The organism is Streptomyces griseoviridis (assembly GCF_005222485.1).
GTDB classification, from domain to species: domain Bacteria; phylum Actinomycetota; class Actinomycetes; order Streptomycetales; family Streptomycetaceae; genus Streptomyces; species Streptomyces hintoniae.
Genome location: NZ_CP029078.1, coordinates 8,008,564 through 8,029,261 on the forward strand (window position 1 = coordinate 8,008,564; position 20,698 = coordinate 8,029,261).

Here is a 20,698-nt window from a genome sequence, read left to right on the forward strand (position 1 = left end):
TTACGCATATGAGATCTAGTGATACACGTTGTTAACCGCTGCTTCCGACGTGCGCCGCGGTGACCCCGGCAGGACCGCGAACGACTCCGCGCGCCCTGCGGCCCGTCACCCGCCGACCACACCGGAAGCCCCCTCAGCCAGTGCGCGCTCATCGAGGAGAGCCCATGAACCTGCACCACCTGTTCGCCGACAGCCCCGGCCGGACCGTGCGCTACGCGCTGTCCGGCGCCGGGGGCGGCTTCGCGCGGACCCTCCTCGCCCAGAGCCGCCTCATGCCGGGGCTGGCCCCGGCCGTCCTGTGCGACCGCGACCTGCCCCGGCTGCGCGCCCTGCTCGTCGAACTCGGCCACCACGACGACGAGCTGGCCGAGTGCCACGACACCGCCGCGGTCGCCGCCGCCGTCGACGCCGGACACCTCGCCCTGGTCGCCGACGCGTCCCTGCTGACGGCCGCCGCCTGGGACATCCTCGTGGAGGCCACCGGCAGCCCCGCCGACGGGCTCGCCATGGCCGAGCGGGCGCTGCGCGCGGGCCGCCACGTGGCGATGGTCAGCAAGGAGGTCGACTCCGTCGCCGGACTGCACCTCGCCGCCCTCGCCGAGGAACGGGGCCTGGTCTACACCACGGCCGACGGCGACCAGCCCGCCAACCTCATCGCCCTGATCACCTGGGCCGAACTGCTCGGCCTCGAGGTCGTCGCCGTCGGCAAGTCCACCGAGTACGACCTCGTCCTCGACCCGGACACCGGGCGGCTCACCCAGCTCGACACCACCGTCGACGCGCCGGACCTCGCCGGGCTGCTGGAACTCGGCGACGACGTGCCCGCCACGGTCGCCGCCCGCGCCCGCGCCGTCGCCGCCCTGCCCACCGGCGCGACCGCCGACTACTGCGAGATGGCCGTCGTCGCCACCAACACCGGCTACCGGCCCGACACCGAGCTGATGCACTACCCGGTCGCCAGGATCGCCGAACTCGCCGACGTGTACCGGCCCGTGGACGAGGGCGGCATCCTCACCCGCACCGGCGTCGTCGACGTCTTCAGCGCCCTGCGGCTGCCCGGCGAGGCGTCGTTCGCGGGCGGCGTCTTCGTCGTCGTCCGCACCGGCGACCCGGTCACCTGGGAACTGCTGCGCGCCAAGGGCCACGTGGTCAGCCGGGACGGCCGGTTCGCCGCCGTCTACCTGCCCTACCACCTCATGGGCGTCGAGGCGCCCGTGTCGCTGCTCTCCGCCGTCCTGCACGGCCGGCCCTCGGGCGGCACCGACGCGCGGGCCCACGCCGTGCTCGCCGGCCGCGCCCGCACCGACCTGCCCGCCGGGACCGTCCTCGGCATGGGCGGCCACCACCACGACGTGACCGGCGTACAGGCCGTGCTGCTGCGCGGCGAGGACGCCCCCGGCGACGTCGCCCCGCTCTACCTGGCCGCGCACACCACCCTCGCGCGCCCGGTGGCCGCCGGCGACCTGCTCCGCCTCGACGACCTCGCCGACGCCGACGCCCACCTCCTCGACGCCTGGACCGCGGGCCGCTCCGCCCGCCCCGCGCCGGAAGGGAGCGTCCAGGCGTGAACACCGATCTCCAGCACCTGCTCCTCGGGATCGGCGCCGTCGTCGTCCTCGTCCTGCTCATCACCAAGGCCAAGCTCCACCCGTTCCTCGCCCTCAGCCTCGCCGCCCTCGGACTCGGCGTCGCCGCCGGCATCGCTCCCGCCTCCGCCGTCGAGGCGTTCCAGGGCGGGTTCGGGGACGCCCTCGCCGGCGTCGGCCCGACCATCGGCCTCGGCACCCTGCTCGGCGGCATCCTGCTCGGCTCGGGCGGCGCCGACCGGATCGCCACCGTCTTCATCGGCGCCCGCCCCGTGCAGTGGATACCGGCCGCCATCACCGCCGCCGCCCTGCTGATCGGCATGCCCCACCTGTTCGACGTCAGCTTCGTCATGCTGGTGCCGCTGGTGTACACCGTCGCCAAGCGCACCGGCACCCACCTGCTCTACGTCGGCCTGCCGATGGCCGCCGGACTCTACGTCTCCCACGGCCTGCTGCCCCCGCACCCTTCCCCCACCCTCGCCGTGTCGGCGTACGACGCGAGCACCGGCCTGACCATCCTCTACGGCCTGATCATCGGCATCCCGATGGCCGTCCTCACCGGCCCCCTGCTGACCAGGGTGATCAGCCGCTGGTTCGGACCCGCGCCCGACCTCGACAAGGGCCCGGTGCAGGCCACGACCACCGAACCCGACCACCGCCGCAAGCCGGCCTCCTTCACCCTCGCCCTCATCACCGTCCTGCTGCCGCCCGGCCTCATGCTCATCGGCACCGTCGGCACCGCGAACACCGCCAAGGGCACCCTCCCGTACGACTTCTTCGCCGCCTGCGACTCCTCCGTGCTGTCGCTGCTCGCCGCCGTCGTCTTCGCGTTCTTCGCCCTCGGAGTCCGCTCCGGGTTCGGGCTCGGCCAGTTGCAGAAGATGGCGGCCAAGGGGCTCGGCCCGGTCGGCGGCATCATCCTCATCCTCGGCGCGGGCGGCGGCCTCAAGGCCATGCTGACCGAGACCGGCATCGACCAGCTGATCTCCGACTACGCGGTGGACTGGGCGATACCCCCGCTGCTCCTCGGCTGGCTGGTCGCCGCCCTCCTGCGGATCTGCCTCGGCTCGGCGACCGTCGCGACCGCCGCGGCCACCGCCATCGTCGCGCCGCTGCTCACCGCCTACCCGGGCACCTCGCCCGAGCTGATGGTGCTGGCCACCGCCTCGGGAGCGGTGATGCTCTCGCACGTCAACGACTCCGGATTCTGGCTGTTCAAGGAGTACTTCCAGCTCTCGGTCGCGCAGACCTTCCGCACCTGGACCCTGATGCTCTCCCTCCAGTCCCTGCTGAGCCTCGGCGGTGTGCTCCTGCTGAGCACCGTCGTGCACGGCTGACGTTGACCCGTCGGTGACGGCCCGTGCGCCGTCACCGACGTGATCATCGGTTAACGTCATCACCGTCGAGAGGAGACCCACCCACCATGGCCGAGGATCGCAAGCACCCGCCTCTCATCCCCGACCAGCGCCGCGAGCAACTGCTGCGCCATCTACGGCGGGACGGCGTGCTGAGCGTGCAGCAGATCACCCAACTGCTCGGCGTCTCCCACATGACGGTGCGCCGCGACATCGCCGAACTCGAACGCACCGGCCTGGTCTTCTCCGTCCCCGGCGGCGTCCGCATCGCCAGCACCATCAGCAGCGAACCCGGCTTCCACGACAAGACCGGGATGGAGCAGCCCCAGAAGGCCGCCATGGCCAAGGAGGCCGCCCGCCTGGTCCAGGACGGCATGACCGTCTACCTCGACGCGGGCACCACCCTGCTGGCCATGGCGCCCGTGCTGGCCCGGCTGAGCAGCCTCACCGTTATCACCAACGACTTCACCACCATGGGCCGGTTGATGTCCGCCGCGCACTTCGACCTCGTCCACACGGGCGGCCTGGTGGACGTCTCCAACCGGTCGAGCGTCGGCCGCCTCGCCGCGAACACCCTGCGCGACCTGGCGCTCGACATCGCCTTCATCAGCACCAGTTCCTGGGACCTGCTGCGCGGGGTCACCACCCCGTCCGAGATGAAGGTCGAGGTCAAACAGGCCGCCATGGCCTCCGCCGCGCACTCCGTGCTGGTCGCCGGGTCGTCGAAGTACGGCACCTTCGGCCGCTACCGGGTGGCACCACTGGCCTCGTACGACACGATCGTCACCGACGCCGACCTCACCGAGGCCGCCGCGGAGGGCATCCGCTCCGCGGGCACCACGCTGGTGCGGGCGGGGGAGTGAGGAAGGCCCCGGACGGCGTCCGTCCGGGGCGGCGGCCCGCGGTCAGCCCAGGGTGTCCGGGTCGGGGCCGGTGCGCAGCCCGCGGTCGAGCCCGGCGATCGACGTCATCTCCTCGTCGGTGAGGGCGAAGTCGAAGACGTCGATGTTCTCGCGGATCCGAACGGGCGTCACCGACTTGGGAATCACCACGTTGCCGAGCTGGAGGTGCCAGCGCAGCACCACCTGCGCGGGCGACTTGCCGTGCCGTCCGGCGATCCCTCTCAGTACCGGGTCACCGAGCACCGCGCCCTGCGCGAGCGGGCTCCACGCCTCGGTGACGATCCCCGACTCGGCGTGCAGGGCGCGCAGTTCACGCTGCTGGAGGCCGGGGTGCAGCTCGATCTGGTTGACGGCGGGCACCGGCGCGCCGTCGGCGGTGAGCCGACGCAGGTGCGCGGGCGGGAAGTTGGAGACACCGGCCGCCCTGATCCGCCCGTCGGCGGCCAGCTTCCCGATCGCCCGCCACGACTGGCGGTACAGGTCCTGGGCGGGCGCGGGCCAGTGGATCAGATACAGGTCGACGTAGTCGAGGCCGAGTTTGGCGAGGCTCGCGTCGAACGCGCGGAGGGTGGCGTCGTACCCCTGGTCGTCGTTCCACAGCTTGGTGGTGACGAAGAGGTCCTCGCGGGCGAGGCCGGAACCGGCCAGAGCGGCGCCGACGCCGTTCTCGTTGCCGTAGACGGCGGCCGTGTCGATGCTCCGGTAGCCGGCTTCGAGGGCGGCGGTGACGGCGGCCGTGGTCTCGGCGTCGGGCACCTGGAAGACACCGAAGCCGAGCTGGGGGATCTCGACGCCGCCGGTGAGCGTGACGGTGGGGACAGGGACGTTCATGTGGGGTGCTTTCCTCGTGGGGTGGATGAGAGGGGAGGAGGGGATGACGGGGGGCGGGTGGTGTCCGCCGGTCGGGCCGGTCAGCGCCTGGCGGTGACCGCGGTGGCCCGCGCCGCCGACGGTGGCCGCCCGGTCCCCGTCGCGGCGGAACCCGCCTGCCGGGTACGCCGGTTGAGGAAGGCGGCCAGGAACGCCAGCAGCAGCGCCGAACCGGAGAGCAGGGCGCCGACCCAGTTCGGGGCGGTGTAGCCGAGGCCGGCCGAGATGACGACCCCGCCCAGCCAGGCGGCCAGCGCGTTGCCGAGGTTGAAGGCGCCGATGTTCGCGGCGGACGCCAGGGTCGGGGCGGCCGACGCCTGGTCGAGCACCCACTTCTGGAGCGGCGGCACGGTGGCGAAGCCGAGGGCGCCGACCAGCGTCAGCGTGATCGCGGCGAGCACCTTGTGGTGCGCGGTGGCCGTGAACAGCAGCAGGGTCAGGGAGAGCGCGCCGAGCGCGGTGCACAGCATCGGCATCAGGGCGCGGTCGGCGAACCGCCCGCCCAGCAGGTTGCCGAGGAACATCCCGGTGCCGAACAGTACGAGCAGCCAGGTCACCGCGCCCGCCGAGTACCCGGCGACCTCGGTCATCATCGGCGTGATGTAGGTGACGGCGGCGAAGACACCGCCGTACCCGAGGACCGTCATCGCCATCGCCAGCCACACCTGGACGTTGCGGAAGGCGGCGAACTCGGCGCGGACGTCGGCGGATTCGGGCCGGCCCTCGTCGGGGACGAGCCGGGCCACGCCCAGCAGCCCGACCACGCCGAGCGCCGCGACGACGACGAACGTGACCCGCCACCCGGCGGCCTGCCCGATGTAGGTGCCGAGCGGGACGCCGACGATGTTGGCGACGGTCAGGCCCATGAACATCAGGGAGATGGCCGACGCCTTCCTGGCCGGTGCGACCAGGTTCGCGGCGACCACCGAGCCGATGCCGAAGAAGGCGCCGTGCGCGAGCGAGGCGATGACCCGGCCGATCAGCATGATGCCGAAGACGGGGGCGGCGGCGGAGAGCGCGTTGCCCACGATGAACAGGCCCATGAGGAACATGAGCATCTTCTTGCGGGAGACCCTGGTGCCCAGGACGGTCAGCACGGGCGCTCCGAGGACGACGCCGAGGGCGTAGCCGGAGACCAGCCACCCCGCGGTGGGGATGGAGACACCGAACCCGGCGGCGACCTCGGGCAGCACGCCCATGATCACGAACTCGGTGGTGCCGATCCCGAAGGCCCCGATGGCCAGGGCCAGAAGGGCGAGAGGCATGGGACGTACCTTCCAGGCGATTGCGTGTGATGCTTACGAGCGTCGACAATAGTTGCAGGCGCGGGATAATTGCAAGCGCGTGGAGTGGTGAAGGCGGGTAGTGGTCGCCTGCAAGTATCTGGACGCGGAGGTGCGCCGTGCGCCCAGGGCCGGGTGTGCGGGGCATGGAAAACCCCCGCCGACGTGCTCGGCGGGGGCGGTGTCGTCGCAGGTCAGGCGGGGACGCGCAGCTCCTCGACGGTGCGGACCAGGGGGGTCAGCTCGGGGTTCTCGGCGGCCTCGTCGAGCGCCTCGCGCAGCGCCGCCTCGTTGGTCGGGCGGGCCTCTTCGAGCAGCCGCAGGCCGGCGTCGGTGACGTTGGTGTAGATCCCGCGCCGGTCGGTGGGGCAGAGATAGCGGGTCAGCAGCCCCCGGTCCTCCAGGCGGGTGACCAGCCGGGTCGTCGCGCTCTGGCTGAGCACGACCGCGTCGGCGACCTGCTTCATCTGGAGGTGGCCGCCCTCGCCGTCGTGCTGCCTGCTGAGCACGTCGAGCAGCGAGTACTCCCGCACGCTCAGATCGTGTCCTGCCTGTAGGGCGCGCTCGATGTGCGCCTCGATCCGGCCGTGCAGCAGCGAGAGGGCGTGCCAGCCCTGGGCGAGGGCGGTGAGTGCCGGGTCCGTCGCGGTCATGGGCCTGTGTCCTCCGTCCCGAGGTGACTGGCGTCCAGGATAGGGCATCCGCGAAATTGTCGGCGTGAGCCGATTGACGGCGTATGCAAACAGTCCCGTGGGCGGCGGGCGCGGAGGCTCGACGGCGGCCGGTCGGGGGAGCGGCGGGTGCTCCGTGGCGCCCGTCCGCCGTCCGCTGATAGACACGGCGGGTGACTGACACCAGCAACTCCCGTGGATTCAGGCCGGGCCTGTCGGGGCTCGTCGTGCCGGTGCCCGAGGCTGACCCCGTGGTCGGCGCCGTGCGCGACCGGCTCGACCGGCACGCGCGGACCGGCGTCCCGGCACATGTCACGGTGCTCTTCCCGTTCCTCGACGCGAGCCTCCTCGACGACGGGACGCTCGCCGAGCTGGCGCGGACGTTCCGCGGACACCCGGCGTTCGACGCCCGCTTCGAGCGGTTCGGGCGCTTCCCCGGGCTCCTGCACCTGGCGCCTGAGCCCGACGCCCCGTTCCGCGCCCTCACCGCCGCGGTCACCGCCCGCTGGCCCGAAGTCCTGCCCTACGGAGGGAAGTTCGGCGACTCCGCGCCCCATCTCACGCTGGCGCAGGGCCAGAGCGACGCCGTCCTGGACGCGGCGGAGGCCGAGGTGCGCGACGGCCTTCCCGTCGTGACCCGGGTGGCCTCGGTGGATCTGGTGGTCCACGACGGCACCGCATGGCGCCACCACACCGCGTTCCCCCTCGAAGGGCCTACGGCCGGGCCAAGTGCCGCATGGTGAGGGCGAGATGGAGCCGGAGCCGGCCCTCGGGCGTGCGCAGCGGCCAGCCCAGCAGCTGCTCCGCGTGCGTCAACCGGTCCTGGAGCGTGGAGTGGTGGACGTTGACCGCGGCGGCAGCCGCCCGCTGACTCGTCGTCGACACCACCGCGTGCAGGGTCGCCATCAGCCAGGGCGCCGCGGTCGCCGCCGCTTCGAGGGCCCTCACATCGGGCGGCGGCCGCTCGCCGGGCGCGACCAGTCCGGCGAGCAGGGCGACCCCGCCCAACTCCTCGGCGTGCACCACGCGAGGACCGGGGTCCTGCGCGGTGCCGTCCGCCGTGAAGCGCAGGGCGGTGCGCGCGTCGGCCCAGGAGCGCGGCAGGTCGAGGACGGCGACGGCGGGGCCGACGCCCAGCCGTCCGGGCGGCAGCGCGGTCTCGGGCGGGGGCGCGTCCGGGTGGCCGAGCAGGACGCGGGGGCGGCCGTCGGCCGAGGCGAGCGCGCGTACCAGGGTGCCGGGGGCGGCGCGCAGCCTGCGGGCCGCGTGCGCCCGGGTCGGCTCCGGTACCGTCGCGTCGAGCAGCGTCTCCAGCAGCGCCGGATCGTCGGCGGGGGAGAGCGGGGCGCGGCCCCTGGTGCGGTCGAGGACGAGCCGGATCGCGGCGGCGGCCCGCTCCAGGATCACCGCGTCGACGACGCTCGGCCCGCTCGCCGTCCGCTCCAGCCACAGCGCGGGTCCGCCGCCGGGCTCCAGGACGGCGGCCGGCCAGCCGGCGTCGGCGGGCGGACCGTCGTCCACGCGGACCCCGTCGGGGCCGACCCGCACCCGCACTCCGCGCCCGGTGTCGACCAGCCGCGCCGGACACCCGGCGAGCACCGCCGCGCCGCGCACCAGCGACTCCAGGCCCGCCCGGCTCTCGGTGAGCCGGTCGAAGTAGGAGATGACCTGGACCGCGGCCCCGGCGTCGGGATCCACCGCGGTCAGCCGTCCGGCCAGCTCTCTCATACGTTCATGGTGCGGTATGCGGCAGGGGAGGGGCAGCCCGCGGCCGGCACCCGTACCGCGCGGGCCGCGGCCCCCGCCCGCCCCCGCGCCCTCACCCCTGGCCCAGCACCCGCCGCACCCACTCGGTCTGTGCGGCGCGGGACGCCCGGGACACCGCCGCCTGGGGCGCGAAGCCGTCGAAGCCGTGGAACCCGCCGGGCCAGACATGGAGTTCGGCGACCCCGCCCGCCTGCCAGATCCGCGACGCGTAGGCGACGACCTCGTCGCGGAAGGTCTCCGCCGAGCCGACGTCGAGGAAGGCGGGCGGCAGGCCGCTCAGATCCTCGGCGCGGGCCGCCGCCGCGTAGGGGGAGACGTCAGGGCCCCCGCGCCGGTCGCCGAGCAGGGCCGTCCAGCCGGTCTCGTTGGCGGTGCGGTCCCAGACGCCGAGGCCCGCCATCTGGCGGGCGGACGGAGTGTCGTTGCGGTCGTCCAGCATCGGGCAGAGCAGCACCTGTCCGAGCAGCCGCGGCCCCCCGCGGTCCCGGGCGAGGAGCGCGAGCGAGGCGCAGAGGCCGCCGCCCGCGCTGCCGCCGACGATCAGGACGCGGTCGGCGTCGGCGCCGATCTCCTCGGCGTGCCCCGCCGTCCAGAGCAGCCCGGCGTAGACGTCCTCGATCGGCGCCGGATGCGGGTGTTCGGGCGCCAGCCGGTACTCGACGGAGACGACGACCGCGTCCAGTTCCTTCGCCCACTCCAGCGGGCCGCTCATGCCGACCCGGTTGTTGCCGATGATCATTCCGCCGCCGTGCACGTGGTAGACGACCGGCAGCGGGCCCGGGGTGCGCGGTGCCTTGGGGCGGCAGATCAGCAGGGAGATCTCGGGATCGCCCGCCGCGCCAGGGACCGTGCGGTCCTCGACGTCGAAGTGGCCGTCGGCCGTCAGATCGAGCTGGGCCATGGTGTCGACGCCGGTGCTCTCCCGGAAGGCGTCGATCTCGTCGAGGGTGAGGCCGGGCGAGACGGTGTCCTTGATCAGTTCGAGGGCGGCGGCGAGTTCCGGGTCGAACGGGGGCGGTACGAGGGGCATGGCGTCTCCTCACGCGGGGCGGCGGCTCGTGACGGCCATGATCCGCGCCCGCCCGGCGCCCGGAGTGCCGCCGTCCGGCGGAACCTGCCCGCCGAACGGCGGGTGGCGGCCGGGGGAGCGCCGCCGCGGCGGGCGCGGGACCGGTAGTGCTGGTCACGTCGGCGCCGTCAGCGCCGTCAGCGCTGTCTGTCCACGTCCCGTCTGCCCCCGGAGCACCCCAGTGAACGAGTATCCGCAGTGAACGTCTCCACGGCCGTCTGGCTGCTGACCGTCGCGGTCCTGTGCGTGCTCGTCGCCGCTGACTTCTTCATCGGCCGCAAGCCGCACGACGTGTCGGTGAGGGAGGCCGGTGCCTGGACGGTCGTCTGGGTGGTCCTCGCCTGCCTCTTCGGGCTCGTGCTGTATCTGCGCGCGGGCGGCGGGCCGGCCGGTGAGTTCTTCGCGGGGTACATCACCGAGAAGTCGCTGAGCGTCGACAACCTCTTCGTCTTCGTCCTGATCATGGCGAAGTTCGCGGTGCCCTCCCAGTACCAGCAGCGGGTGCTGATGGTGGGCGTCCTGGTGGCCCTGGTGCTGCGGGCCGGTTTCATCGCGGCGGGCGCGGCGATCATCTCCACGTTCTCCTGGGTGTTCTACCTGTTCGGCGCCTTCCTGATCTGGACCGCGTGGAAACTGGTGCAGGACGCGCGCAGGCAGGGGCACGACGAGGAGTTCGAGGAGAACAAGCTCCTGAAGGCGGTGGAGAGACGGTTCGGGGTGGCCGACCGCTACCACGGCACCAAGCTGTGGATCGAGCAGGACGGCAAGCGGGTCATGACCCCGATGCTGGTGGTGATGCTCGCGATCGGCACCACCGACGTCCTGTTCGCGCTGGACTCGATCCCCGCCATCTACGGCCTCACCCAGGACCCGTACATCGTGTTCACGGCCAACGCGTTCGCGCTGATGGGCCTGCGGCAGCTGTACTTCCTCATCGGCGGGCTGCTCAAGCGGCTGGTCCACCTCAGCTACGGCCTGTCGATCATCCTCGGCTTCATCGGCGTCAAACTGGTGCTGCACGCGCTGCACGAGTCCGGCGTCCATGTCCCGCAGATCGGCATCCCGTTCTCGCTCGGCTTCATCGTCCTGGTCCTCCTGATCACCACCCTCACCAGCCTCTACGCGTCGCGGAAGGCGTAGCCCCGGCCGGGCACGGGCCGCGCCGCGACCGCCGGCCGGGCGAAAAGCCTTGACTTGGAGCGCGCTCCAAGATCTAGCGTCACAGGTGACGGTGATGGCCCGGACGGACGGAGTCGGAGATGCGGGTCGGCGTACACATCAACCAGTTCGGCAACCGCGGTGGAGCCCCCGCGCTCGGGGCCGAACTCGCCGCGGCGGGCCGGGCCGCCGAGGCGGCCGGGGTCAGCTGGCTCTCGGTCATGGACCACTACTTCCAGATGGAGTTCAACGGCGGCGCCGAGGAACCCATGCTGGAGGCCTACACCACCCTCGGCTATCTCGCGGGCCAGACCTCGACGGTCCAGCTCGGCGCCCTGGTGACCGGCGTGACCTACCGGCATCCCGGGCTGCTCGCCAAGATCGCCACCACCCTCGACGTCCTGTCCGGCGGACGGGCCACCCTCGGCATCGGGGCCGCCTGGTACGACCGTGAGCACGAGGGGCTCGGGGTGCCCTTCCCGCCGCTCGCCGAGCGGTTCGAGCGGCTCGACGAGGCGCTGCGGATCTGCCTCCAGATGTGGGACCCCGAGAACAACGGCCCCTTCGAGGGCCGGCACTACCGGCTCGCCGAGACGCTCTGCGTACCGGCCCCGGTCAGCGAGCCGCGCCCCGAGATCATGATCGGCGGCAGCGGCGAGAAGAAGACCCTGCGGCTGGTCGCCCGGCACGGCGACGCCTGCAACCTCTTCGCGACCTCGCCGGACGAGGTGCGGCACAAGATCGACGTGCTGCGCGGGCACTGCGACACCGAGGGGCGCGACTTCGGCGACATCCGGGTGACCATCACCCACATGGGGGAGGGCGACGTCGACACCGTCGTCCGCGGCCTGTCCGGGTACGCCAAGCTCGGCATCGACACCGTGATCTTCGGTCCGCGCACCGGTGACGTGGCCGCCTGGATCGAGGAGTTCGCGGCGCCCGCCGTGCCGCGGCTCGCGGAGCTGGACTGAGCACGGCCGGGGGCCGGGTCGGGTCGTCGCGACGACGACGCGGAGGGGGCCCGAGCCGTGGTGCGGCTCGGGCCCCCTCGTGCGGGCGGGTCGTCAGGCGGCGGCCGGCGCGCCCGCGTGGCCGTGCAGACGGGCGACCACCTCGGTCAGCTGCGCGGCGACCTCGGTGTCGTCGGCCGGGTGGGTGCCGGCGAAGCGGGTCAGCGAGCCGGGGATCGAGAGCTTGATGTCCTCGATGACCTTGCCACCGGCGATGCCGACGGCCTTGCGGGCCTCGTCCTGCGCCCACACGCCGCCGTACTGGCCGAACGCGGTGCCGACCACGGCGACCGGCTTGCCGCCGAAGGCGCCGGCGCCGTACGGGCGCGACAGCCAGTCGATGGCGTTCTTCAGGACGGCCGGGATGGTGCCGTTGTACTCGGGGGAGAACAGCAGGAACGCGTCGGCGGCCTGGGCGGCGGCGCGCAGCCTGGCGGCGGCGGCCGGGACCGAGCCCTCGACGTCGACGTCCTCGTTGTAGAAGGGGATCTCGGCCAGACCCTCGAACAGCTCGACGTCCGCGCCCTCCGGGGCCAGCTTGACGGCGGCCTCGGCGAGCTGACGGTTGTGCGAACCGGCGCGAAGGCTGCCGACGAGCGCAAGAATGCGAACAGACATGCGAACTCCAAGATGCTGAAACATTGCCGTAACGATCCGGACCGGGGTCCGTTTAAATTTCTACCACCCTAACCGGACCACGGTCCAGTTTCTTCCTGATGCTTTACGCTGTCTTCATGTCCGCCTCGCTGCCCCCCTTCCCGGAGCCTCAAGACGTCCTCGGCGAGCCCGAGTTGCTCCAGGTCGGCACGGTCGAGGACGAACCCTGCCTGCGCGCCGACGCGGCCCGCAACCGGGCCAGACTGCTGGAGGCCGCCGCCCGGCTGATCGCCGAGCACGGCGCGGCCGGGGTCACCATGGAGGCGGTCGCGGCCGCCGCCCGGGTGGGCAAGGGGACGGTCTTCCGACGGTTCGGCGACCGCACCGGGCTGCTCATGGCGCTGCTCGACCACTCGTCGAAGAAGCTCCAGGCCGACTTCCTCGGCGGCCCGCCGCCGCTGGGCCCCGGGGCGCCCCCGCTGGAGCGGCTGCGGGCGTTCGGGGTGGCCGTCCTCTACCGCTCGGCCGAACAGCTCGATCTGCAACTCGCCGCCCAGCCCGACCCGACCCGGAAGTTCGCCCACCCGTCGGTGGACGCGCTCACCACGCATGTCTGCGTCCTGCTGCGGCAGATCACGCCGGACGCCGACTGCGAGCTGCTGGCCAGGACCCTGATGGGCTACCTCGACCCCGCCCTCATCCACCATCTGACCAAGCAGCGCGGGATGTCCCTAGAGCGGCTGGAGATCGGCTGGGCCGACCTGGTCGCCCGCCTGACCCGGACCGAACCGCCCCGCTGACCCGCCGGGCCGGCGTGAGGTGACACGGCTCGGGTCGTCCGGGCCTGGCTCAGGCCGTCCGCGCCTCGTCGTGCGCGCCGAACATGTCCAGCAGCCCCTGCGGCGCGTCGGCGCGGAACAGCAACTCCCCGCTGTGCGCCGACGCGGACGCCGACGCCTCGGCGCGCGGGAACAGCTCCGCCTCGTACGCGGCGAGCGCGGCCTCCGTGTCACCCGGGTGCTCGACCAGCGCGAGCGCCAGTGCGGCGCCGTCGAGCAGCGCGAGGTTCGCGCCCTCGCCCGCGAACGGCGACATCAGGTGCGCCGCGTCGCCGAGCAGCGTGACACCCGGCACCCGCGCCCAGCGGTGACCGGTCGGCAGGGCGTACACGCGGCGCGGCACCAGCGGTCCGTCGGCGTCCGCGACCAGGGCGCGCAGGCTCGGGTCCCAGTCCGCGAACTCCGCGAGCACCGTCGACTTCGCCGCCCCGGTGTCGGTGAAGTCGATGGAGTCGAGCCACTCCTCGGGCGCCCTGACCGCCGCGTACACATGGAGGCTGCCGTCGCTCTCCCGGTGGGCGAGGAAGCCCCGGCCGTGGCCGAGCGCGAAGAAGAACCCGGAGCCGATCACCGCGCCCGACGCCGGGTGCCGGGTGTCCGCGTCGCGCAGGTCGGCCTCGACGAACGAGACGCCGGTGTAGACGGGTTCGGCGTCCGACAGCAGCGGGCGGATCCGCGACCAGGCGCCGTCCGCGCCGACCAGCAGCTCCGTGGTGAGGGCCGTGCCGTCGGCGAGGGTCACCTCGTGCCGGCCGCCGCCCAGCGGACGGGCCCCGGTGACCTTCACGCCCCAGTGGACCGTGCCGTCGGGCAGTGAGCCGAGCAGCAGGTCGCGCAGGTCGCCGCGGTCGATCTCGGGACGGTCGCCGGTGCCGTCGTCGGACTCCTCGCGGCGCACCACGGCCCGCTGGTCGAGGATGCGCAGGGCCTCGCCGCCCTGGTGGACGAGGGCGCGGAACTCCTCGTACAGCCCGGCGGCGCGCAGCGCCTCCTGCCCGGAGTCGCTGTGGATGTCGAGCATGCCGCCCTGGGTGCGGGCGGCGGGGGAGGCGTCCAGGTCCAGGACGGTCGCGGCGATCCCGTGCACGTGGAGCACCCGGGCGAGGGCGAGGCCGCCGAGTCCGGCGCCGACGATCAGAACGGGGTGGTGGGTGGTGGTCATGACGGTCTCCTCGAAGGTCGGTGTGGCGGTGTGGCCGTGCGGCCGTGCGGCCGTGTTGCCGTGCGGCCGTGTGACGGCGTGCCGGCCCGTCGGCGGGCGCGGGCCCGCCGACTTCGGCCGTGGCCCGTGGTTAGTGGCCCGTCGCCCCTGGCCCGTGGTCAGTGGGTGACGGCGGTCCGTTCGATGCCGGCGATCAGTGCCCGCAGCGCCCAGGAGAGCCGCTCGGCGGGCTCGCCCGACAGCAGCTCGCCTGCCAGCGCCGCGACGTGCGGATGGGTGCCCGCGTCGATGTCGCGCACGGCGCGGTGGACGGCGTCCCAGTCCTCGGCGGGCGCCTCGGCCGCGTGCTCGGCGGCCGTCGCGGTGGCGTGCTGGAGCAGCAGGTCGACGCCCCAGGCGGCCTGCGCCGACGGCACCCCGCCCTCGTCCAGCAGGGCCAGCAGCGTCTCGATGAGGTTCAGGTAGTGCGGCCCGCTGGGCCGGGCGGTGAGCGCGGAGCGGGCCAGCGTCGGGTGGTCGAAGAGCATCAGGGCGTACGCCGTGAGCACCCCTTCGAGCCGCTCGCGCCACGGGCCCTCGGCGGGTGCGGGCCCGATCGTCCCGAGCAGTTCGTCCAGGACGGCCGCGTGCAGTTCGGCGGTGTTGCGGACGTAGACGTAGAGCGAGGCGGGGCCGGTGTCCAGCTCCTGCGCCAGGCGCCGCATGGTCACCTTCGGCAGTCCTTCGGCACGCAGCACGGCGACGGCGGCGGCCACGATGCCCTCCCTGGTCAGGGCGGCCTTGGCGGGGCGCTCACGGCGGCTGCGCGGGGTGTCGGGTCGGTCGGTCATGGCTCCACCGTAACGAACATGTTCGCTGCGAACAAGTTCGTGACGAACATGTTCGTAAAGAAGTGGGCGGTGTCAGTTCCGAGAGTCATCAAGACTTGACGGCGAAGTTCCCCGACCCGAAACAAGCCGCACAGGTTCTGCAAAGATGCGGTACGTCATGGTGCAGATACCGAAAACGCCCGCGTCCTCGTCTCCCGCACCGCGCTCCGTCCCCACGAGCGCCGATGTGGCCCGACTGGCCGGAGTCTCGCGCGCGACCGTCTCCTACGTCCTCAACAACACCAGTGCCGTACGCATCAGCGAGCCCACCAGGCGCCGCGTCCACGACGCCGCCAAGGAACTCGGGTACGTGCCGCACGCCGCCGCCCGCAGCCTGCGCGCCGGGCAGAGCCGCCTGGTCGTGATGCCCGCCCCGGCCTTCCCGGTCGGCCCGCTGTACAGCCGGTTCATGACCGAACTCCAATGGGCGCTCGGCCGCCTCGACTACACCGTGGTCCAGTTCGGCACCGTCGGCCTGCACGGCGACGAGGCCGTGCGCGCCTGGGCCGAACTGCGCCCGGTCGCCGTCCTGGTGGCCGGCGCGCAACTCGACCCCCAGGGCGTCGCCGTGCTCAAGCGGGCGGGCGCCCGCGCCGTCGTCACCCTCGGCCCCGAGGCCGTCGAGGGCGCGCACGCCCTGCTCATGGACCACACCGCCGTCGGCCGGCGCGCGGGCCGCCACCTCCACGACGTCGGACGGCGCCGTATCGGCGTCGTCGTGCCCGCGGAGGCCGGCCTCGAAGCCTTCTCGCAGCCCCGGCTGCGGGGCGTGCGCGACGCCCTCGACGGCACCGGCGCCACCGTGACCGAACTGCCGCTCGCCTACGAGGAGGGGGCCGCGGCCCGGCTCGCCGCCCGCTGGCCCGACCTCGGCCTCGACGGCCTGTTCGCCTACAACGACGAGTACGCGATGCTGCTGATGCGGGCCCTCCAGGACCGGGGCGTGCGCGTCCCCCACGACACGGCGGTGATCGGCGCGGACGATCTGATGCTCGGACGGCTGTTACGGCCCCGGCTCAGCACCGTCCATCTCGAACTGCCCTCAGGGCGCGACCTCGCCGAACTGGTCGACCGCGCGGTCCGCACCCCTGGCCTGCCGACCGAACGGCACACCGTGCTCGGGGCCGAGGTCGTCCACCGCGAGTCGAGCTGAGGCCACCACCCCGACCGTGTGCACGACAGACGGCGGCCCGCCCCGCTCCGGGGCGGACCGCCGCTCGATCCCGTGCGCCGCGCGCGCGGACCGCTCTCACTGGCCGTTCTGCTCGGCCTGTCCCTGCGCCTGCTGCTCGGCGACCGACTTGCGGACCTCGTCCATGTCCAGCTTCCTGGCCTGCCCGATGACATCCGTCAGCGACGCCTCCGGCAGGGCGCCCGGCTGGGCGAAGACCGCGACCTGGTCGCGGACGATCATCAGCGTCGGGATCGACTGGATACCGAAGGCCGCCGCCAGCTCCGGCTGCGCCTCGGTGTCGACCTTGCCGAAGACCAGGTCCGGGTTCTCCTCGGCGGCCTTCTCGTAGACAGGCGCGAACTGACGGCACGGCCCGCACCACGACGCCCAGAAGTCGATCAGGACGAACTCGTTGTCCGTGACCGTCTGGTCGAAGTTCTCCTTGGTCAGCTCCACGGTGCTCATGGTGTGCATCCCTGCTTCCTCGTATCGGGCCTCGGGCCTGGCCTCGTGCCGGTGCGACGCCGTCCGCAGCAACGCGGTCGGCCGGTGACGTATTCCGCGCCCCTACCCGTGTGGCCCGACGGCACACCACCCACCAGACTGACCCCATGACGGAAACGGAAACCATCGCGTACGACGTCGTGGTGCTCGGGGCCGGGCCCGTGGGGGAGAACGTCGCCGACCGCACCCGCGCGGCCGGCCTCTCCACCGCGGTCGTGGAGAGCGAACTGGTCGGCGGCGAGTGCTCCTACTGGGCCTGCATGCCCAGCAAGGCCCTGCTGCGCCCGGTGATCGCCCAGGCCGACGCCCGCCGCCTGCCCGGCCTCGCCCAGGCCGTACAAGGCCCCCTCGACACGTCCGCGGTGCTCGCACGACGCGACGACTACACCTCCCACTGGAAGGACGACGGCCAGGTCCACTGGGTCGAAGGCATCGGAGCCGCGCTCCACCGCGGCCACGGCCGCCTCACCGGCGACCGCACGGTCACCGTGACCGGCCCCGACGGCACCCGCACGGTGCTCACCGCGCGGCACGCCGTCGCCGTGTGCACCGGCACCGGCGCCGTCCTGCCCGACCTGCCAGGACTCGCCGACGTACGGCCCTGGACCAGCCGCGAGGCCACCAGCGCGCGGACCGCGCCCGGACGGCTCCTGGTGGTCGGCGGCGGCGTCGTGGCCGTCGAGATGGCCACCGCCTGGCAGGCGCTCGGCTCCCGCGTCACCCTCCTGGTGCGCGGCAAGGGCCTGCTCAACCGGATGGAGCCGTTCGCGGGCGAACTGGTCGCCGACGCCCTCACCGAAGCCGGCGTCGACGTCCGCACCGGCACCTCGGTCACCGCGGTGACCAGGGAGAACGGCACGGTCGTCGCCACCACCGACACGGGCGGGCGGATCGAGGCCGACGAGATCCTCTTCGCGACCGGCCGCTCCCCGCGCACCGGGGACATCGGCCTGGAGACGGTCGGCCTCGAACCCGGCTCCTGGCTCACCGTCGACGACACCCTCCGTGTCACCGGCAACGAGTGGCTCTACGCGGTCGGCGACGTCAACCACCGCGCGCTCCTCACCCACCAGGGCAAGTACCAGGCGCGCATCGCGGGCGCGGCCATCGCGGCCCGCGCCGCGGGCGAGGACGTGGTCGCCGAGCCCTGGGGCGCGCACGCCGCGACCGCCGACCACGCGGCCGTCCCCCAGGTCGTCTTCACCGACCCGGAGGCGTCGTCCGTCGGCCTCTCCCTCGCCGAGGCCGAACAGGCCGGACACCGGGTGCGCGCCGTCGACGTCGACCTCTCCTCGGTCGCCGGGGCCGGCCTCTACGGCGACGGCTACCGGGGCCGCGCCCGGATGGTCGTCGACCTGGAACGGGAGACCGTGCTCGGCGTCACCTTCGTCGGACCCGGCGTCGGCGAACTGATCCACTCCGCGACGATCGCCGTCGTCGGAGAGGTCCCGCTCGCCCGCCTGTGGCACGCCGTCCCGTCCTACCCGACGATCAGCGAGGTCTGGCTGCGGCTGCTCGAGGCGTACCGGGACAACTGAGGCAGGAGCCGGGGAGCCGCGCCGACACCGGCGCGGCTCCCCGGCCGGGCTCACGGCAGCTCGAAGCCGAGCGCCTCGGCGGCCCGCCGCGGCGTCGGCTGGGCCCAGCGCGCGGCCACCGCCTCGTTCGACGACAGCGAGCGCGGCTCGGCACGGTCCAGGTACAGCGTGCCGTCGAGGTGATCCGTCTCGTGCTGCACGATCCGCGCGGGCCAGCCGGCGAAGACCTCGTCGACGGCCCGCCCGTGCTCGTCCTCGCAGCGCAGCCGCACCTCGGCCGCCCGGTCCACCACCGCCTGCCAGCCCGGCACGCTCAGACAGCCCTCGAAGAACGCGGCCCGCCGGTCACCGACCGGCTCGTACGACGGATTGACCAGCACCCGGAACGGCAGCGGCACCCGCCCGCGCGCCTCACGGACCTCGTCCGGGACCGGCGCCGGATCCTCGACCACCGCGATCCGCAGCGCCACCCCGACCTGCGGCGCGGCCACCCCCACCCCCGGCGCCGCGTGCATCGTGACGCGCAGCGCCTCGACGAAACGGGCCAGCAGCGCGGGGTCCAACTGCCCGGTGAACGGCGCCGCCGCCGACCTGAGCACCGGGTCACCGGCCGTGACGATGGGCAACGGGCCCTCGGTGGCGAGGAGTTCCTCGACCCGCTGGGCAAGGGGCACGGCAGCGTGGGGAGATGACATCGCCCCAGGATGACACGCGCCACCACCCCCCAACGACAACCGTGTGACGCAGGCCACTTCGCCGGACGGGAACTCAGGGCACTCCGTCACCGACTCCTGCACCGCAACCCCCGCCCGACATCCCCGTCCCCCGGAGACCGCCGATGCCCACCGCTTCCCCCACCACCACGGACGAGGCCCCCAGACCCGCGGCCCCGCCCCCGACCCCCGGCGTCTGGGCCCCGCTGCGCCCCCTGGTCCTGCGCCTGCACTTCTACGCGGGCGTGTTCGTCGCGCCCTTCCTGCTGATCGCCGCCGCCACCGGCTTCCTCTACGCGGGCGCCTTCCAGGTCGAGAAGTGGGTGTACGCCCACGAGTTGACCGTGCCGGCCGGCACCTCGGAGATACCGGTGTCGGAGCAGGTCGCGGCCGCCCGCACGGCGTACCCCGAGGGCACCGTCGCCGCCGTCAGGCCCGCCCCCGAGTCCGACGCCACCACCCGCGTCCTGCTCTCCGGCGTCAAGGGCGTCGCCGCCACCCACACGCTCGCCGTGTTCGTCGACCCGTACACCGGCGAGGTGCGCGGCGCACTCGAACAGTACGGTTCGTCCGGCGCGCTCCCGCTGCGCACCTGGATCGACGAGTTCCACCGCGATCTCCACCTCGGCGAAACCGGCCGCCTCTACAGCGAGTTCGCCGCGAGCTGGCTGTGGGTGATCGCGGGTGGCGGCCTGGTGCTGTGGTTCTCCCGCCGCCGCGCCCTGCGCCGGGTCCGCGGCACCACGGGCCGGCGCCGCACCCTCGGTCTGCACGGCACGGTCGGCGCCTGGGCCGCGGCCGGCTTCCTCTTCCTGTCCGCGACCGGACTCACCTGGTCCACGTACGCGGGCGCCCACATCGACGAACTGCGCACCTCGCTCGGCCAGTCCACCCCCTCGGTGGCGGCGACGGCGGGCGGCGACCACGCGGGCCACGGGGCCTCGGCCGCGGCCGGGAGCGCCGAGCGCGGCGTCGGCCTCGACCGGGTCCTCGCTGCGGCCCGCGCCGAGGGGCTGGGCGACCCGGTCGAGATCGTCCCGCCCGCCGACGAGACGTCCGCGTACGTCGTCCGGCAGATCCAGCGCAGTTGGCCCGAGAAACAGGACGCGGTCGCCGTCGACCCGACCACCGGCGAGGTCACCGACGTCGTGCGCTTCGACGACTACCCGGTGCTGGCCAAGCTGACCCGCTGGGGCATCGACCTGCACACGGGCGTCCTGTTCGGTGTGGTCAACCAACTCCTGCTGATGGCCCTCGCGTCGAGCCTGGTCCTGCTCATCGGGTGGGGCTACCTGATGTGGTGGCGGCGCGGCCGGGGCGGCGCCTTCGGCCGTCCGATCCCGCGCGGCGCCTGGCAGCAGGTGTCGCCACGGCTCCTCGTCCCGCTGGCCGCGGGGATCGCCGTGCTCGGCTACTTCGTCCCGCTCCTCGGGATACCGCTGGCCGGTTTCCTCGCCGTCGACGCGGCCCTCGGGGAGATCGCCCACCGCCGCGGACGCGCCGGACGCGCCGGACGCACGGGGACGACGGAGCCGAAGGAGACGCCAGCGGCCACGGAAGCGAAAGAGACAGCGGAGACGTAGGAGACGGCGGAGACGCCAGAGACGCCGGAGACGGTGAGGAAGGCGGAG

At 73.4% G+C, this 20,698-nt stretch carries 20 protein-coding genes; 10 read left to right on the forward strand and 10 right to left on the reverse strand.

Annotation, left to right across the window (positions count from 1 at the left end; translation table 11 throughout):
• Positions 1-164: 164 nt before the first annotated feature.
• The 3 genes from DDJ31_RS34640 to DDJ31_RS34650 all read left to right on the forward strand — a co-directional run bounded on the left by DDJ31_RS34640 (position 165) and on the right by DDJ31_RS34650 (position 3,804).
• Positions 165-1,568, forward strand: a complete 1,404-nt coding sequence (locus DDJ31_RS34640) for a homoserine dehydrogenase (RefSeq protein WP_127176460.1) — start codon at positions 165-167, stop codon at positions 1,566-1,568.
• Positions 1,565-2,923: a GntT/GntP/DsdX family permease gene (locus DDJ31_RS34645; protein WP_127176459.1), complete on the forward strand. Its 1,359-nt coding sequence runs from the start codon at positions 1,565-1,567 to the stop codon at positions 2,921-2,923. The genes DDJ31_RS34640 and DDJ31_RS34645 overlap by 4 nt, the downstream gene beginning before the upstream one ends.
• Positions 2,924-3,009: 86 nt before the next feature.
• On the forward strand, positions 3,010-3,804 hold the full coding sequence (locus DDJ31_RS34650) for a DeoR/GlpR family DNA-binding transcription regulator (RefSeq protein ID WP_127176458.1): 795 nt from the start codon (positions 3,010-3,012) through the stop codon (positions 3,802-3,804).
• A gap of 42 nt (positions 3,805-3,846) precedes the next feature.
• Here DDJ31_RS34650 and DDJ31_RS34655 read toward each other — a convergent pair whose 3' ends face one another.
• The 3 genes from DDJ31_RS34655 to DDJ31_RS34665 form a co-directional block, all read right to left on the reverse strand.
• Positions 3,847-4,674, reverse strand: coding sequence for an aldo/keto reductase (locus DDJ31_RS34655; protein ID WP_127176457.1), 828 nt, complete (start codon positions 4,672-4,674; stop codon positions 3,847-3,849).
• Between the two features lie 80 nt (positions 4,675-4,754).
• On the reverse strand, positions 4,755-5,978 hold the full coding sequence (locus tag DDJ31_RS34660) for an MFS transporter (protein WP_127176456.1): 1,224 nt from the start codon (positions 5,976-5,978) through the stop codon (positions 4,755-4,757).
• A gap of 212 nt (positions 5,979-6,190) precedes the next feature.
• Positions 6,191-6,649 carry a MarR family winged helix-turn-helix transcriptional regulator gene (locus DDJ31_RS34665; protein WP_127176455.1) on the reverse strand — a complete coding sequence of 153 codons (459 nt, stop codon included), beginning with the start codon at positions 6,647-6,649 and terminating at the stop codon, positions 6,191-6,193.
• Between the two features lie 191 nt (positions 6,650-6,840).
• On the opposite strand from DDJ31_RS34665, the gene DDJ31_RS34670 reads away from it, so the two are divergent.
• Positions 6,841-7,410, forward strand: coding sequence for a 2'-5' RNA ligase family protein (locus tag DDJ31_RS34670; protein WP_240677974.1), 570 nt, complete (start codon positions 6,841-6,843; stop codon positions 7,408-7,410).
• Here DDJ31_RS34670 and DDJ31_RS34675 read toward each other — a convergent pair.
• Together DDJ31_RS34675 and DDJ31_RS34680 are read right to left on the reverse strand one after the other, a co-directional pair.
• Entirely contained in the window at positions 7,382-8,395 is a 1,014-nt protein-coding gene (locus DDJ31_RS34675; protein ID WP_127176454.1) for a helix-turn-helix domain-containing protein, read from the reverse strand. The genes DDJ31_RS34670 and DDJ31_RS34675 overlap by 29 nt on opposite strands.
• 91 nt (positions 8,396-8,486) lie before the next feature.
• Complete coding sequence (locus tag DDJ31_RS34680) at positions 8,487-9,464, reverse strand: alpha/beta hydrolase (RefSeq protein WP_127176453.1); 978 nt, start codon at positions 9,462-9,464, stop codon at positions 8,487-8,489.
• A 237-nt stretch (positions 9,465-9,701) separates the two neighbouring features.
• Here DDJ31_RS34680 and DDJ31_RS34685 point away from each other — a divergent pair, with 237 nt between their 5' ends.
• The gene (locus tag DDJ31_RS34685) at positions 9,702-10,643 is read left to right on the forward strand and encodes a TerC family protein (protein ID WP_127176452.1); all 942 of its coding nucleotides are present in this window, start codon (positions 9,702-9,704) and stop codon (positions 10,641-10,643) included.
• 119 nt (positions 10,644-10,762) lie between these two features.
• Positions 10,763-11,632 carry an LLM class F420-dependent oxidoreductase gene (locus DDJ31_RS34690; RefSeq protein WP_127176451.1) on the forward strand — a complete coding sequence of 290 codons (870 nt, stop codon included), beginning with the start codon at positions 10,763-10,765 and terminating at the stop codon, positions 11,630-11,632.
• A 93-nt stretch (positions 11,633-11,725) separates the two neighbouring features.
• Here the strand turns inward: DDJ31_RS34690 and DDJ31_RS34695 are convergent, their stop codons facing one another.
• Positions 11,726-12,289 carry an NAD(P)H-dependent oxidoreductase gene (locus tag DDJ31_RS34695; RefSeq protein ID WP_127176450.1) on the reverse strand — a complete coding sequence of 188 codons (564 nt, stop codon included), beginning with the start codon at positions 12,287-12,289 and terminating at the stop codon, positions 11,726-11,728.
• 98 nt (positions 12,290-12,387) lie between these two features.
• Between DDJ31_RS34695 and DDJ31_RS34700 the strand changes: the two genes are divergently transcribed.
• Positions 12,388-13,068 carry a TetR/AcrR family transcriptional regulator gene (locus DDJ31_RS34700; protein WP_171480942.1) on the forward strand — a complete coding sequence of 227 codons (681 nt, stop codon included), beginning with the start codon at positions 12,388-12,390 and terminating at the stop codon, positions 13,066-13,068.
• Between the two features lie 49 nt (positions 13,069-13,117).
• Here DDJ31_RS34700 and DDJ31_RS34705 read toward each other — a convergent pair whose 3' ends face one another.
• Positions 13,118-14,269 carry an FAD-dependent oxidoreductase gene (locus DDJ31_RS34705; RefSeq protein WP_127176449.1) on the reverse strand — a complete coding sequence of 384 codons (1,152 nt, stop codon included), beginning with the start codon at positions 14,267-14,269 and terminating at the stop codon, positions 13,118-13,120.
• A 158-nt stretch (positions 14,270-14,427) separates the two neighbouring features.
• Positions 14,428-15,099 carry a TetR/AcrR family transcriptional regulator gene (locus DDJ31_RS34710; protein ID WP_127176448.1) on the reverse strand — a complete coding sequence of 224 codons (672 nt, stop codon included), beginning with the start codon at positions 15,097-15,099 and terminating at the stop codon, positions 14,428-14,430.
• A 157-nt stretch (positions 15,100-15,256) separates the two neighbouring features.
• On the opposite strand from DDJ31_RS34710, the gene DDJ31_RS34715 reads away from it, so the two are divergent.
• The gene (locus DDJ31_RS34715; protein WP_431026690.1) at positions 15,257-16,291 is read left to right on the forward strand and encodes a LacI family DNA-binding transcriptional regulator; all 1,035 of its coding nucleotides are present in this window, start codon (positions 15,257-15,259) and stop codon (positions 16,289-16,291) included.
• 96 nt (positions 16,292-16,387) lie between these two features.
• Here the strand turns inward: DDJ31_RS34715 and trxA are convergent, their stop codons facing one another.
• Complete coding sequence (trxA, locus tag DDJ31_RS34720) at positions 16,388-16,786, reverse strand: thioredoxin (protein WP_127176446.1); 399 nt, start codon at positions 16,784-16,786, stop codon at positions 16,388-16,390.
• A gap of 137 nt (positions 16,787-16,923) precedes the next feature.
• On the opposite strand from trxA, the gene DDJ31_RS34725 reads away from it, so the two are divergent.
• Positions 16,924-18,354: a dihydrolipoyl dehydrogenase family protein gene (locus DDJ31_RS34725; RefSeq protein ID WP_127176445.1), complete on the forward strand. Its 1,431-nt coding sequence runs from the start codon at positions 16,924-16,926 to the stop codon at positions 18,352-18,354.
• A 50-nt stretch (positions 18,355-18,404) separates the two neighbouring features.
• On the opposite strand, the gene DDJ31_RS34730 is transcribed toward DDJ31_RS34725, so the two are convergent.
• A complete protein-coding gene (locus DDJ31_RS34730; RefSeq protein ID WP_127176444.1) occupies positions 18,405-19,049 on the reverse strand; it encodes a peptide deformylase in 645 nt (214 codons plus the stop codon).
• A gap of 143 nt (positions 19,050-19,192) precedes the next feature.
• On the opposite strand from DDJ31_RS34730, the gene DDJ31_RS34735 reads away from it, so the two are divergent.
• Positions 19,193-20,650 (forward strand): PepSY-associated TM helix domain-containing protein, encoded by a 1,458-nt coding sequence (locus DDJ31_RS34735; protein WP_127176443.1) that lies wholly within the window; start codon positions 19,193-19,195, stop codon positions 20,648-20,650.
• Positions 20,651-20,698: the final 48 nt, after the last annotated feature.